Annotated in this window: 16 protein-coding genes; 8 read left to right on the top strand and 8 right to left on the bottom strand. The window is 66.0% G+C overall.

From position 1 onward, the window contains the following. Position 1: 1 nt before the first annotated feature. Positions 2-1303 (bottom strand): GTPase HflX, encoded by a 1302-nt coding sequence (gene hflX / locus BSG17_RS12155; RefSeq protein ID WP_089824410.1) that lies wholly within the window; start codon positions 1301-1303, stop codon positions 2-4. Between the two features lie 4 nt (positions 1304-1307). Continuing rightward, positions 1308-1673 carry a DUF2209 family protein gene (locus BSG17_RS12150; RefSeq protein ID WP_089824408.1) on the bottom strand — a complete coding sequence of 122 codons (366 nt, stop codon included), beginning with the start codon at positions 1671-1673 and terminating at the stop codon, positions 1308-1310. A gap of 227 nt (positions 1674-1900) precedes the next feature. Between BSG17_RS12150 and BSG17_RS12145 the strand changes: the two genes are divergently transcribed. Further along, positions 1901-2236, top strand: coding sequence for an FUN14 domain-containing protein (locus tag BSG17_RS12145; RefSeq protein ID WP_089824406.1), 336 nt, complete (start codon positions 1901-1903; stop codon positions 2234-2236). A gap of 34 nt (positions 2237-2270) precedes the next feature. Here BSG17_RS12145 and BSG17_RS12140 read toward each other — a convergent pair whose 3' ends face one another. After that, positions 2271-2909 carry a helix-turn-helix domain-containing protein gene (locus BSG17_RS12140; RefSeq protein WP_089824404.1) on the bottom strand — a complete coding sequence of 213 codons (639 nt, stop codon included), beginning with the start codon at positions 2907-2909 and terminating at the stop codon, positions 2271-2273. 242 nt (positions 2910-3151) lie between these two features. Between BSG17_RS12140 and eif1A the strand changes: the two genes are divergently transcribed. After that, positions 3152-3436, top strand: coding sequence for a translation initiation factor eIF-1A (gene eif1A / locus BSG17_RS12135; RefSeq protein ID WP_083850995.1), 285 nt, complete (start codon positions 3152-3154; stop codon positions 3434-3436). 160 nt (positions 3437-3596) lie between these two features. On the opposite strand, the gene BSG17_RS12130 is transcribed toward eif1A, so the two are convergent. Both BSG17_RS12130 and BSG17_RS12125 read right to left on the bottom strand, forming a co-directional pair. Continuing rightward, positions 3597-4322 (bottom strand): ribosome assembly factor SBDS, encoded by a 726-nt coding sequence (locus tag BSG17_RS12130; protein ID WP_089824402.1) that lies wholly within the window; start codon positions 4320-4322, stop codon positions 3597-3599. Positions 4323-4396: 74 nt separating this feature from the next. Further along, a complete protein-coding gene (locus BSG17_RS12125; protein ID WP_089824400.1) occupies positions 4397-5551 on the bottom strand; it encodes an acyl-CoA dehydrogenase family protein in 1155 nt (384 codons plus the stop codon). A 138-nt stretch (positions 5552-5689) separates the two neighbouring features. On the opposite strand from BSG17_RS12125, the gene BSG17_RS12120 reads away from it, so the two are divergent. Together BSG17_RS12120 and BSG17_RS27015 are read left to right on the top strand one after the other, a co-directional pair. Beyond that, positions 5690-6007: a NifU family protein gene (locus BSG17_RS12120; RefSeq protein ID WP_089824398.1), complete on the top strand. Its 318-nt coding sequence runs from the start codon at positions 5690-5692 to the stop codon at positions 6005-6007. 100 nt (positions 6008-6107) lie between these two features. Continuing rightward, positions 6108-6248 (top strand): hypothetical protein, encoded by a 141-nt coding sequence (locus BSG17_RS27015; RefSeq protein ID WP_170864791.1) that lies wholly within the window; start codon positions 6108-6110, stop codon positions 6246-6248. A gap of 96 nt (positions 6249-6344) precedes the next feature. Here BSG17_RS27015 and trxA read toward each other — a convergent pair whose 3' ends face one another. Together trxA and BSG17_RS12110 are read right to left on the bottom strand one after the other, a co-directional pair. Next, on the bottom strand, positions 6345-6680 hold the full coding sequence (trxA, locus tag BSG17_RS12115) for a thioredoxin (protein ID WP_089824396.1): 336 nt from the start codon (positions 6678-6680) through the stop codon (positions 6345-6347). A 128-nt stretch (positions 6681-6808) separates the two neighbouring features. Next, positions 6809-7474, bottom strand: a complete 666-nt coding sequence (locus tag BSG17_RS12110) for a 2,5-diamino-6-(ribosylamino)-4(3H)-pyrimidinone 5'-phosphate reductase (RefSeq protein WP_089824394.1) — start codon at positions 7472-7474, stop codon at positions 6809-6811. 212 nt (positions 7475-7686) lie between these two features. On the opposite strand from BSG17_RS12110, the gene BSG17_RS12105 reads away from it, so the two are divergent. Beyond that, positions 7687-8742, top strand: a complete 1056-nt coding sequence (locus BSG17_RS12105) for a glycosyltransferase family 4 protein (RefSeq protein WP_089824392.1) — start codon at positions 7687-7689, stop codon at positions 8740-8742. A 28-nt stretch (positions 8743-8770) separates the two neighbouring features. On the opposite strand, the gene BSG17_RS12100 is transcribed toward BSG17_RS12105, so the two are convergent. Next, positions 8771-9112, bottom strand: a complete 342-nt coding sequence (locus tag BSG17_RS12100) for a DUF7510 family protein (RefSeq protein ID WP_089824391.1) — start codon at positions 9110-9112, stop codon at positions 8771-8773. Positions 9113-9269: 157 nt separating this feature from the next. On the opposite strand from BSG17_RS12100, the gene BSG17_RS12095 reads away from it, so the two are divergent. From BSG17_RS12095 to BSG17_RS12085, 3 genes are all read left to right on the top strand, one after another. Then, positions 9270-10544, top strand: a complete 1275-nt coding sequence (locus BSG17_RS12095; protein WP_089824389.1) for an LVIVD repeat-containing protein — start codon at positions 9270-9272, stop codon at positions 10542-10544. A gap of 108 nt (positions 10545-10652) precedes the next feature. After that, positions 10653-11939 carry a Single-stranded DNA binding protein gene (locus tag BSG17_RS12090; RefSeq protein ID WP_089824388.1) on the top strand — a complete coding sequence of 429 codons (1287 nt, stop codon included), beginning with the start codon at positions 10653-10655 and terminating at the stop codon, positions 11937-11939. Then, positions 11936-13714, top strand: coding sequence for a hypothetical protein (locus BSG17_RS12085; RefSeq protein WP_089824385.1), 1779 nt, complete (start codon positions 11936-11938; stop codon positions 13712-13714). The genes BSG17_RS12090 and BSG17_RS12085 overlap by 4 nt, the downstream gene beginning before the upstream one ends. Positions 13715-13723: the final 9 nt, after the last annotated feature.

Below are 13723 nucleotides of genomic sequence, written 5' to 3'. Positions count from 1 at the left end.
CTTAGTTCGTCGCTACCGACAGGTCGGCGGCTTTCGACCGTGCCTTCTCGACGATCTCCGGGCGAGCCTTGAAGTCGATGAGGACGTTCTCGTCGGTGTACTCCTCCTCGTCGACGTGGCCGTGGTCGTGGATCCACGAGACGACGCTCATCGTCTCGTCGGTCATCGGCAGCATCAGTCGTTCCTCGTGCCACGCGGGCAACTCGGCTTCGATGCGGCGACACAGTTCGTCGACGTTCTCGCCGGTGAGTCCCGAGACGGCGACGGGGCTGGGCGCGAGCGCCGTCAGCGCCTGCATCTTCTCCTCCAGCTTCTCGTCGTCGACCTTGTCGATCTTGTTCAGCACCGTCACGATAGGTGCCTCGTTGCGCTCGTACAGCGTGTCGTGGCAGGTGACGAGCTTCTCGCGGATCTCCTGGACCGACTCGCTGGCGTCGACGACGAGCAAGACGAGGTCCGCACGGTAGACCGAGTCCAGCGTCGACTGGAACGACTCGACCAGCCAGTGGGGCAGATCGGAGATGAACCCGACCGTGTCGGTCAGGAGCACGTTCCGCATCCCCGTGTCCGCCCGGCGGGTGGTCGTCCCGAGCGTCGTGAAGAGCATATCCTCCGACTCGGCGGTCGTGTCGAGGTCCGGATGGAGCTCCTCGTTCTCGTCGACGTCGAGGTCCGCGGCGAGGCGACGCATCAGCGTCGACTTCCCCGCGTTGGTGTAACCCGCCAGCGCGACGAGGTCGAAACCGGACTCGCGGCGTTCGGCGCGGCGCGTCTCCTCCTTGTCGGCGATGGCGTCCAGCTCCTGCTTGATGTTGGAGATCTGTGCCTTGATGTCGCGCTCACGGCTCTCGTCGTACTCGCCGAGCCCCATGAACCCGGGTCGCTCGTCGCGCTTGGCGAGACTCGCCTTCGCGGCGGCTCGCGGCAGTTCGTAGCGTAGCTCCGCGAGTTCGACCTGGAGCTGCGCCTTCCGGGTCTGAGCACGCTGACCGAAGATGTCGAGGATGAGCGTGAACCGGTCGACCACCTCGGCCCTCTCGGGGAGCTTCTGTCCGATGTTGTACGTCTGATATGGGCCGAGGCGGTTGTCGACGACGACGGTGGTCGCACCAGTCTCTCTGACCAGCGCGGCAAGTTCGTCGACTTTCCCCTTCCCGAATCCGTAGGCGGCGTCCTCCTCGCGGGTCTGCGTGAGCGATCCGACGACGTCGTAGCCCGCGGCGTTGGCGAGGTCGGTGATCTCTTCGAGGTCGGCTGTTCCGGCGTCGACGCGCTTTGCGACGACTGCTTTCGTCCCTGTCATGGTGTTATAGTAGTAACTTTCGGGCGGCGTACGCGGCGTGGTGTGCGGCCTGCACGGTTTCGCGTTCCGCTATGCTCTCGATGTACTTGAACGCTGGTTGGAACTCCAGACCGACGCGTTCTGTCGGCTCTTCGTAGAACTCACCGTGCTCGGCGACGACGGGGCCGTCGGGGGCCGTCGGGAGTTCCGCGACGGCGTCGGCGACGACCGCCAGCGTCGCGTCCAGCGTCGGCTGGGCGCGGCTGGTGGCGAACCCCATCCCTTCGATGCTGCGGATACGTGTCGAGTCGACGACGGCGTGGACGGCGGCGGCGACCATCAGATACTCGCCGGCCTCCTCGTGGCGGCCGCTGATGTCGACGCCCACCACCTCAGGGGTGGGGGCACCCCACCTCGCGTTCGTCTGTCCGTTCCATACTCGCGCGTAGGTCACCGTCACTCTTGAAGCTTCCCGGCGACCGTTCGGGAGTACGACCGCTCTCGACAGCTGAGTGTCTCTCCTCTTTTATTTTACTTCTTACAGACCTGTTTCTCCTTCGAACAGCTATCGCCCGACTCAGCACAAAGGTCTTAACAGAGAGTGACAGATACGTGACTATGATACAAGCGGACCTCCCCATCGCGATCGACTTCCGACAGCTCGGCGTCGAGGCGGGGTCGGGGGCGATCGTCGGCGGCATCGTCGGTTTCGCCGCTAAAAAGGTAGCCAAGGTGATCGCCGTCCTCGTTGGCCTCGAACTCGCGCTGTTCAAGTTCCTCGAGTCGCGCGAGATCCTCAGCGTCGACTGGGAGAAGCTCACCTCGGGGCTCCTGAAGACGAGCGAGAGCGCCGCCACTGGCGCGCCGCCGGACTGGGTGATGACGATCCTCTCGACGCTGTCGATCTCCGGCGGGTTCGCCGCCGGCTTCCTCCTGGGGTTCAAGAAAGGATAGCTCACGGATAGCTCGTCGTGGATTCGGCGTCCGATCAGTCCTGAGCGGGGAGTCCGGCCCGCTCGAGGCTCGTACTGATTCCCCGACGGAGCCGTTCGGAGAGCGCCTGTTGGGAGACGTCGAGCTCCGCTCCGGTCGTCCCCCGCGGGATCTCGAAGTAGCCCCGCTCGTGCGAGAGTGCGAGCGCTTGCCGTTGGGAGTCGGTGAGGTCGGACGCCGCCGTCTCGGCCGACGTGGTCTCCTCGTAGAGCGCGTCGAGCGTGAACGTTCTATCTCGCTTTCGGAACCAGTCGGCGAACGCTCTGACCGCCTCGTGGTCGGGGAACCGGATCCGCATCCACACCTGATCGGCAGTGACGACGCCGTCGACGAACGTCCCGTCGAGGTCAGTGATCAGCGTCGTGAACGACTCACACTCGCCTCGCGCCGTGTAGTTCACACGGTACAGACGGCGCGTCTCCTCGACGGTGAGCGTCCGGACGTCGGCGACGGTGGGGTCCTCGTCGAGGCCTCGCTCGAACGCGTCGAACTCGCCGCCGTTGGCCCAGAACAGGAGCTTGATCGGCCCGTCTCGGACCATCCGGTCGTCGACGTGCTCGACGCGCATTGTGGGCGCGGCGCGCAACGCATCCTTCAGTATCGAACAGTCGGTGGTGAACTCGGCAGTGTACATCACGGTCGGAAGCGACAGTGCAGTCGATGTGCACTGACGGCCCCGGATATTACACTCCGATATCGCCGATTGATAACGGTTGTTCGAACCGTGATATCAACACTCACGAGTGGGCCACGACCCTCGTCCCTGCTCTCAGCCGGCATTTCGGGTCTCGACACGCCAGTCGACCGTCCGGCCCGCGTGTTACACGGTACCTCTCGTCTCCAATGATTTAACCGTCTCCGTCTCCCATATAACCTGTGAGTGAAGAATCAGGGCGTCGGAACCTTCGGATGCCCAACAGTGACGAGATGTTCGCCGTCGTGACCGAGATGCTCGGTGGAAACCACGTTCGCCTCCGCTGCCAGGACGGGAAGGAGCGACTTGGCCGGATCCCCGGTCGTATGAAGTACCGGACCTGGATCAACGAGGACGACGTCGTCCTCATCGAACCGTGGGACTGGCAGGACGAGAAGGCCAACATCGAGTGGCGCTACACGGGGCAGGACGCAGACCAGCTCCGCCGCGAAGGCCACATCCAGTAGACCGCGTCTCGACCGGCACACTCCACGTCACTGCTGGCTGATTCGTTCGAACCGACACAGAACTGTCTTCCGCACGCTTCTATCGTGAGTCGCTGGCTACTCCAGCACTGCCGAGAGTGGGATCTTCGGCCGAGCGAGGTGACGGCACCGGACGTTGCGGCTACCGAACGTTGAGGTCGTCTTTGTCCTTGACGACGCGGGTCTCCGCCTCGCCGCTGGTCAGGTCGTTGACGAGGTCGTAGAAGTCGTTCTGCATCCCTGCGGGGAACGTCAGCACGCCGACCCACGAGCCGTCGTTCTGCCACTCCTCGCGTTCGAGGTCGCCGAACTTTCGGACGCGAGCCTGCGCGCTCCCGGCGTACTCCGCGGGGAGGTTGACCGCGATGGTGACCTCGGCGAAGCGGATGGGGATCACCGGGCGGAGCGCGTCGAGCGCGTCGTCGACCTGCGTCTCGACCGGCTCCATCGGGTCGATCCTGAACCCCGCCTCCTCCAGTGCGCGCTCGATACGCTCCGGTGGGTGGGGCGCGTCGTCCATCTGCGGGTTCACCGCGTTGCGCGTGATGCGCGTGATGAGCTGTTTGCGCTTCTGCTCTTGCATCTCGCGGCGCTGTTCGGCGGTGATCTGGATCTCCCCGCGTTTGACGACTTCGGGGATGATCTCCATCGGGTCCGTCGTCCCGAACACCTTCTCCAGGTCGCTCTCGGCGGGGCGGTCCCCGCGAGAGGCGTCCTCGAAGACGTCCTCGGCGGCGATGACCTCTTCCAGTTCGCCCTCGAACTCGTCGCGTTTCATCGCCAGCGCCGCGTCGGGGTCGATGAGCACCTCGAACCGGGCACCGTGCGATTCGAGTCGTGCCGTCACGGCTTCGTCGAGTGAAATCATACGACGGGATACCACCTCCGACGTTAAAAGCTCTCCCCGACGCTGACACGAATCGGTCGACGCTCCCTTCGTGCTCAGAACCCCTTCCCGAGCAGCTCGCGGGCGACGATGTTCTTCTGGATCTCCGAGGTTCCCTCGTAGATCTGCGTGATCTTCGCGTCGCGGTAGAGCCGCTCGACGTCGTAGTCGTCGACGTAGCCGGACCCGCCGTAGATCTGGACGGCCTCGTCGGCCGCGTCGGTGGCGACCCGCGAGGCGAACTCCTTGGCCATCGACGCGAGGGCGGTCAGCTGTCCCTCGTCGTTGTCGACGCTCCACGCCGACTTGTAGGTCAGCTGTCTGGCCGCCTCCGTCCGGATGTGCACGTCGGCGAGCTTGTGCTGTATCGCCTGGAACTCGCCGATGGAGCGCCCGAACTGCTCTCGCTCCTGTGCGTAGTCGAGGGCGCGTTCGCAGGCCCCCTTGGCGATGCCGACGCCCTGCGCTGCGACGGCGGTGCGGGTCTCGTCGAAGAACTGCATCAGTTGGAGAAACCCCATCCCTTCGGTGCCCACGAGGTTCTCCTCGGGGACGCGCACACCGTCGAATCGGAGCTCGGCCGTGTCGCTCGCGCGGATGCCGAGCTTCCCGGTTATCTTGTCGGCCTCGAACCCGTCGCGGTCGGCTTCGACGACGATCTGTGAGAACCCCGAGTAGCGGTCGTCGGCGTCGGGGTCGGTCTGACACATCACGACGAAGTAGTCGCCGACGCTCCCGTTAGTGATCCACATCTTGTTGCCGTCTATCACCCACTCGTCGCCGTCTCTCTCGGCACGCGTCGAGACAGCGGTCACGTCGGAGCCAGCCAGCGGTTCGCTGATGGCTGCGCCCATCACCGCCTCGCCTTCGGTGATCGGCGGGAGATACCGCTCTTTCTGCTCGTCGGTGCCGAACTCGACGATGGCCTCCGCACCGAATCCAGCGCTCGTGATACACAGTCCGATCCCTGGGTCGACCGCGAACAGCTCCTCGGTGACGAGCGCGTTCTCCAACGACGAGTAGCCGACACCACCGTACTCGACCGGGAAGTGTGCCCCCGTCAGCCCCATCTCGGCAGCCTTCTCGACGATCTCGTACGGGTACTTCTCCGCTCGGTCGTACTCGCTCGCGACGGGCGCGATCTCGTTCTCGGCGAACCGCCGGACCTCCTCTTGGATGGCGCGATGCTCCTCGGAGAGTGCGTAATCCATGACAGACAATAACAGACAATCTCGGTATAGCTGTTTTGACACTCGAAACAACGCACTGGCCGTGGTTTCGACGGAGACCGGTCGTCCGTCGATCGAGGGACGCGAAACGCTATATCGCCCTCCCGCCTCTCTCGGGTGATGAGCACGACGTCCCCCGGGGAGAGTCTCGAAGCACGGATCGAGCGGTTCGTGATGCGGAACTTCCCACAGATTCAGCTGCACGGCGGCGACGCCGGTGTCGACGCCGTCGACGAGGAGACGGGCGAGGTGTGGATCTCGCTGACCGGCGCCTGTTCGGGCTGTGGCATCTCGCCGATGACGATCCAGGCGCTGAAGCGTCGGATGCTCGCCGAGTTCGACGAACTCAGCGAGGTCCACGCCGGGACGGGGATGTGGGCACACGACCGCGGCGACGGCGGTAGCGACGACGAGACGTTCTCCGACGTCCCGTTCTGACGACCCCTCGATACGGGTGTAGACGGTGTTTTGGTGGGTGCTAAACGCCGATAAGGCAGAGATTACTTAACCTCGCCGTCGCCGTTGGTCCGGGCGAGTCATGGCCACCACAGTCTACCACGTCGTCTGCCGCGACTGCAACGTCGAGTCGCTCGTCGACACCGAGACCGCCGCCGAACAACTCGTCGACAGCCACGTCACCGAGTCGGATCACACGGTCGAGTTCGACCGAGTCGACTGAACGGCCGTCGACGATTCGCGTCGCTACTCTCCAGTCGCCGTCGCTCTCGACACTCCGCGTCCGAAGAATCGGTGACCGACGGGGAGCGTCGACCGGCTAGCCGAGCTGTTCGACGACGTCGACGAGATCGGCTTTGTCTTGGACGCCGACGACCGTCTTCGCCTCCTCGCCGTTCGCGAAGAACTTCAGCGTCGGCACCGAGCGGATCCCCTGCGACTGGGCGAACTCCTGTAGCTCCTCGATGTCGACCTTGGCGACGACGGCGTCGGTCTCGGCGGCGATCTCCTCGAGCGTCGGCTCGAGCATCTTACACGGGCCACACCAGTCGGCGTAGAAGTCGACGAGGACGACGTCGTTCTCGTCGACGAGTCGTTCGAGGTGGGCTTCGTCTTCGACGTGAATCGGCGTTCCGGTCGCCTCGGTTTCGCTCATGCCCCCATCTACTGATGGGACGGGCTTAACTATTGAGCAGGTATGTCGGCGGTGTGCACGACCGCCTCCGAGCGGTTCGTGGACGGCGGCGACCGACTCGGGTGGTATCGAAACCGAGAGACACCGACTCACACCGCGTAGTGGAGGACGACGCCGTCGTCAAGTCGCTCGACGTCGGTCAACTCCAGCCGCGGGAACTCGTCGACGTCGACGAACCCCTCGCCGTCGGCCAGCGTCGGCGCGTCCCGACCGCCAATGACGAGCGACCCGACGTACAGGGAGAGTTCGTCGACGAGTCCCGCCTCGAACAGCGAGAAGACGATCTCGCCGCCGCCCTCGACCATGACCCGCTCGACGTCGTGGCTCTCGAGCGCCTCGAACCCGGCCGCGAGGTCGACGCGTTCGTCGCCCGCCCGGAGGACGACGCCTCCCGTCGCCTCGAGCGCCTCGACTCGGTCGTCGGGGGCGATGTCTGCGACGAGGAGGTAGGTCGTCGCCTCGTCGTCGAGGATCCGCGCGTCGGTCGGCGTCCGGGCGCGCGAGTCGGCGACGACGCGGGCCGGGTTGCCGGGACGGCCGTTCCGGAGTCGCTGGACGCGGCGGTCCTCGACGTCCAGCGTGAGGTGGGGATCGTCGGCGAGGACGGTGCCGACGCCGACCATCACTGCGTCGGCCGCCGCCCGGAGGCGGTCCATCCGGTCGAAGTCCTCCGGACCGCTGATCTCGATCTGCTCGCGCCGCCGCGAGGAGAGCTTCCCGTCGACGCTCGTCGCGGCGTTGACGACGACGTGCATAGATGGGTGGTCGCGCGGGGGGAGAAAACGGTTTTCGGTGCTTCGACACGAGTTCAGACCTGCGGACGACGTCTCACACGTCTCGGGTCCCGGCTCCGTGGTCGCGGGACGCAGCGACCGTCCGCCGTCGGCTCACTGGCGGCGAATCCCGTACCGAGGCGGGCTTTTAAATAATCCCGCAGGCAACGTAGGGCAACATGGTTCGAGTGTTGATGCTCGGGTGGGGATACCCGCCGAACGTGACGGGCGGGTTGGACACCCACGTCGGCGAAGTGTTCGATCGGATGGAAGCGCGCGACGACGTCGACGCGCAGTTGATTCTCCCCACGGAGTACGCGCCGGAGGGTCGCGAGAACATCGAGGGGGTCGCCACGGGCGACGGCGACATCATCACTCGCATCGGCCGGCTGAGCAAGCGGTTCGCCGAGAAGGCCGCCGAGGACGACTTCGACGTCGTCCACACCCACGACTGGTTCGGCTACGGTCCGGGGTCGCGAGCACAGCAGAGCGACGAGGATGTCAAGTGGATCACGTCGTTCCACTCGCTCTCCTCGGATCGGAACGTCGACCCGCCCCAGCGGGAGGTCGAGACCGAACAGCGCGTGACTAACCGCTCGGACTTCCTCATCTCCGTCAGCCATCTGCTGGCGGACAAACTGAAGCGCGAGTACGGCGGCGACTCCCACGTCGTCCACAACGGGTTCACCGAACCGGAGTTCGGCGGCCGCGACATGAAAGCGGAGTTGGGAATCGACGGCGAGATGTTGTTCTTCGTCGGGCGACACACCGACCAGAAGGGGATCTCGCATCTCATCTACGCGATGAAGAAGCTCCGGAACCCCGACGTGACGCTCGTCGTCGGCGGGAAGGGTCATTTGACCGAACAGTTGAAGAAGTTCGTCGAACTGCTCGGCGTCGAAGATCAAGTCGAGTTCGTCGGCTACATCCCCGAGGAGCAGCTCGGCGACTACTACGCCTCCGCGGACGTGTTCGTCTCGCCATCGCTGTCGGAACCGTTCGGCATCACCGTCACCGAGGCGCTCGCGGCGGGGACGCACGTCGTCTCGACGCCCGCCGGCGTCATCGAGTGTCTGCCGGAGGACTGTGTCGTCGAGGTCGAGATCGACTCCGAGTCGATCGCCGGCGGCATCGAGAAGGGGCTCGAACGCGCCCGCAAGGGACCGCCGGAGTACGAACCGCGCACCTGGAACGAAGTGGTCGACGAGACGATCGACGTCTACGAGAAGGTCGCCGCGGGCGACTACTAAGCGGGTCGGACTGACTGACTCGGGCGGTCTACCGATAGACGCAGTACTCGGTCACTTTCTCGCTGTGGACGATGCGGAACCCGTCGCTCGTCTTCGTGACGCCAGGCCCGCGTCGGATCGACTGGTACGGACTGTCGTCGGGGACCGACTGGTAGGGGCTGTCGTCCGGCACGGACTGATACGGACTGTCGCTCCGCGCCGACTGGTACGGACTGTCCAGGTCGGCGTCGACGTCGAACCCCTCTGGCGGCAGGTAGATCCGCTCGCCGCTTTCCGAGCGGACGACGACGGCCGCCTCCTGCGTTCCCGTGATCGTTATCTCCGTCTTCCCGTCGGCCACGCGCATCGAACAGTCGAACTCCTCGGGCATGCCCGGGAGTGGACGCGCGGGGCACTTAGCAGTTCGTACCGGTGCAACGAGAACGACCCGTCTGTCGGAACGACAGTATTGACTCAGCGAGAGTCCCCAAGATTTGACATTACAGGAAAATTTTAATACTGGAGCGGTTCGGAATCTAGTTGGAGATATGACATCAATAGACAGACGGACTGCGCTCAAAGCGTTCGGTAGCTCGCTGGTAGCATCGGGACTGGCTGGGAGTGTCAACGCCCACGGCGAGGAGGGTGGAGACGGTACGGCGGCGAACGAGGGTCGACTGCGACTGTTCAGCGACGTCGCAGTCGACGGTGCGCTCGAAGCGGTCACGCAGGGAAACTACGTCTACGTCGCGACCGGGAGTGGTCTCGCAGTCGTCGACTGGCGCAACCCTGCCCGCCCAGAGGTCGTCGCTCGACTCGACGCGAGCGACCCTGACGAGGGAGAAGTCGGCGGCATTCTCGACGTCAAGGTCGACGGAGACCTTGCGAGTCTCGCGAGCAACGAGGGCTCCGGCGTCACGCTCGTCGACGTGAGCGACCCCACGACTCCCGAGGAACTGGGGTTCTACGACGCTGGTCACGGCATCCACAACAACTTCCTCGACGGAGAGTACGCCTATCTCACCGTCAACGAGTCGAGTGACTACCCCTTCAGCGAGGCGCGGACCGAGGTCGTCGACGTGAGCGATCCGACGGCCCCGGTCAAAGTCGGCGAGTATCGACTCAGAGACCACTTTTCGGGTTACGCGACGAGTGGGACGAGTCCCTGTCACGACGTCTACGTCCAAGACGACCGCCTCTATCAGGCCTTCTGGGACGCGGGGACGGTCGTCGCCGACGTCTCCGATCCGAGCGACCCTCAGACAGTGTCGCAGTTCGGCGCAGCACCGAAGGGCGACGAGGAATTCTCTGGGTCGTTCCCGCTCGAACGGTACCTCACTTCCCCCGGAAACGCCCACTACGTCCAGCCGTCTCCGGAGGGTCGGTACGTCTACGTCGGTGCGGAGACGTTCCCGGGTGAGTACGTCGAGGACCCGGACCACCACGACTACGGCGGTATCAAGGTGTTCGACGTCTCCGACCCCGACGACCCGTTCGAACTCACGCGCATCGCACCACCGAACCTCGACGTCTTCCGAACCTCCCACAACTTCGACGTCACCGAGAACCGCCTGCACACGTCGTGGTACGACGGCGGTGTCGCAGTCTTCGACGTCACCGACCCCGCGACCCCGGAGCGAGTCGGCCACTACGCGGCGGAAGGGTCGTCGTTCTGGACGGCGGTACAGGCCCGTGGGTTCACCGTCGGCAGCGACATCGGTGGCGGACTCGTCTTCCTCCACGCCGACAGGGGCAGTAGACGACCACCCGCGTTCGAGGGCGACGCTCGACCGACGGGACCGGAGGTCGACCTCTCGCCGTGAGACGGTCGTGGTCGACCTCTCGCCGTGAGACGGTCGTGGTCGACCCCGCGCGTCGTACCGCCTGCTGTGAGCGATACTTTTTATCCCACGAGGCCGAAGCCGTTTCCGATGCAGTTAGACGACCATGCCGAGGAGCTCGCCTCCGCTCTCGGCGTTGACAAAGAGGAGGTCAAGAGCGATCTGGAGAACCTCGTACAGTACAGCGTCCCGCTGGACGAGGCCAAGCAGAGTATCCGACGAAAACACGGTGGTGGCAGCGGCGGCGGGTCCTCCCCGTCGACGAAGGACGTCGCCGACGTGACGCCCGAGGACGGCAGCGTCAACGTGACGGCGACGGTGCTCACCGTCGGCACCCGCACGATCAGGTATCAGGGCGACGACATCACCATCCGCGAGGGCGAACTCGCCGACGAGACGGGGAAGCTCTCGTACACCTCGTGGCAGGACTTCGGCTTCGAGGCCGGCGACTCCGTCACCGTCGGCAACGCCAACGTCCGCGAGTGGGACGGCAACCCCGAACTGAACCTCAACGACAGCACGACCGTCGCGATGGCCGACGAGTCTGTCGCGGTCGACTACCCCGTCGGCGGCGACGCCGACCTCATCGACCTCGAACCCGGCGACCGCGGCCGCAACGTCGAGGTGCAGGTGCTGGAGGTCGAAGAGCGGACCATCGACGGCCGCGACGGGGAGACGGAGATCCTCTCGGGCGTCCTCAGCGACGAGAGCGCACGACTCCCCTTCACCGACTGGAACCCACACGAGGAGCTCTCGGAGGGTGCGAGCCTCCGGATCGAGGACGTCTACATCCGCGAGTTCCGCGGCGTCCCCTCGATCAACCTCTCGGAGTTCACGACGGTCACCGAACTTCCGACGCCGGTCGAAGTCAAGGAGTCCGCACCGCGACTCGACATCCGCGAGGCCGTCGACACCGGCGGGATGTTCGACGTGGAAGTCGTCGGCAACCTGATCGCCGTCCGCGACGGCTCCGGGCTCATCGAACGCTGTCCGGAGTGTGCGCGCGTCATCCAGAACGGTCAGTGTCGGAGCCACGGCGCGGTCGAGGGCGAAGACGACCTGCGCGTGAAAGGGATTCTCGACGACGGCAGCGACACCGTCACGGTCGTCCTCGACGCCGAGCTCACCGAGGAGATCTACGGCGGCGACGTCGCCGACGCGAAGGAGGCCGCACGCGAGGCGATGGACAAGGAGGTCGTCGCCGACGACATCCGCGAAGAGATCGTCGGCCGCGAGTTCCGCGTCCGCGGCAACCTCTCGGTCGACGAGTACGGCGCAAACCTCGACGCCGACGAGTTCGTCGAGTCCGACGACGACCCCGCAGAGCGCGCCCGCGAACTGCTTGCGGTCGTCTCGACAGAGGAGGTGGGCGCATGAGTTCGACAGATTCCAACGACAACGGTCCGGGCCGACGCGAGGTCGCCCACCGCCTGTTCGCCGCGGAGTTCGACGACGCCTCGCTGTCGTACTCCGAGAGCGACGAGGAACGCGCCCCGAACTACGTCGTCACGCCGACCGGCGCGCGCGTCAACCGCCTGTTCGCGGTGGGCGTGCTCACCGAGAAGGAGGACGTCAACGAGGACGTTCTCAGAGGTCGTATCGCCGACCCGACGGGCGCGTTCGTCACCTACGCCGGCCAGTACCAACCGGACGAGATGGCGTATCTCGACCGGACGACGCCGCCGGCGTTCCTCGCGCTGACGGGGAAGGCCCGGACGTTCGAACCGGAGGACTCGAACCGCGTGTACACCTCCGTCCGCCCGGAGAGCCTCAACGACGTCGACGCCGACACCCGCGACCGCTGGGTCGTCACGACGGCGGAGGCGACGCTCGAACGCGTCGCCGTCTTCGCCGAGGCGCTCGACTCCGACGCCCGCGGCGACGCGCTCGCGGCCGAACTCGAAGCCCGCGGCGTCGCCCCGTCGCTGGCGTCGGGCATCCCGCTGGCGATCGACCACTACGGCACCACGCGCGCCTACCTCGAAGCCGTTCGGCGACTTGCCGTCGACGCGCTGGAGGTCGTCGCGGGCGACCGCGACGAGGTCCGTTCGCTCGACGTCGCGCCCGGCGAGGGCGGCGACGCGACGCTCGGCCCGCTGCCGGCCGTCGATCTCGCGGACGCACCCGAGCGGGAGACACCCCCAGAGATCGACGTCGACGCCGACGCCAACGCCGAGGAGTCACCGGTCGCCGCGACGAGCGACTCGACGGCGTCGACGGAGACGCTCGTCGACGACGCCGCCGAGGCGGAGTCCGACGTCGCCGCGGAACCGGCCGAGGCGGTCGAGGTCGGCGACGCCGGGACGGAGACCGTCGACGGCGAGGCCGCAGACGACGCCGCGACCGGAACCGAGGACGCGACGGACCCGACGGAGGCCGTCGCCGAACCGAGCGACGCGACCGCCTCGACCGACAGCGTCGTCGACGAGACGAGCGGCGCCGCGGAACCGGCAGAGGCCGCCGCCCCGACCGACGACGTCGGAGACACGACGGACGACGCCGTGAGCGAAGAGAGCGTCGAGACGACCGAGAGCGTCGATTCAGCCGACGACACCGGACTCGGCGACTTCGACGACGGAGTCGAAGAGACGGCGGACAGCGGTCTCGGCGACTTCGACGCCACCGACGGCGACGACGCCACCGATGGCGACGACCCCGCGACGGCCGACGAGGAGTCCTCGGACGGGATGTACGAGCTCCCCGAAGAGGAGCGACAGGAGGTCGAAGCGGAGTTCGGCACCGAGTTCTCCACCGGAAGCGAGGTTAACGACCCCGGCGAGGCCGACATCGACGTCCCGGACGCCGACGACCTGCAGGCGGAGATCGACGAGGAGGCAGCCAACGACTCGGCGAACGCTCCCGAGGCGGACGTCGAAGACGTCTCCGACTCGACGGACGGCAGCGTGAGCGAGGAGACCGACGCAACGGAGTCGGAGACCGACGCGTCCGCCGCGGACGTCGACCTCGAAGCCGCCGCCGTCGAGGCGATGGACGAACTCGACGACGGCGACGGGGCGGACCACGACGCCGTCGTCGCGGCGGTCGTCGAGCAGTACGGTGCCGACCCCGGCGACGTCGAGAACGCTATCCAAGACGCGCTGATGGGCGGGCAGTGTTACGAACCCGACGAGGGGCAGCTGAAGGCAATCTGAGTCGATGAC

Origin of the sequence: Halogranum amylolyticum (genome assembly GCF_900110465.1) — an archaeon.
GTDB lineage: Archaea > Halobacteriota > Halobacteria > Halobacteriales > Haloferacaceae > Halogranum > Halogranum amylolyticum.
Note: the sequence above shows the minus strand (reverse complement) of the source record. Positions and strands in the feature narration are given on the sequence as shown.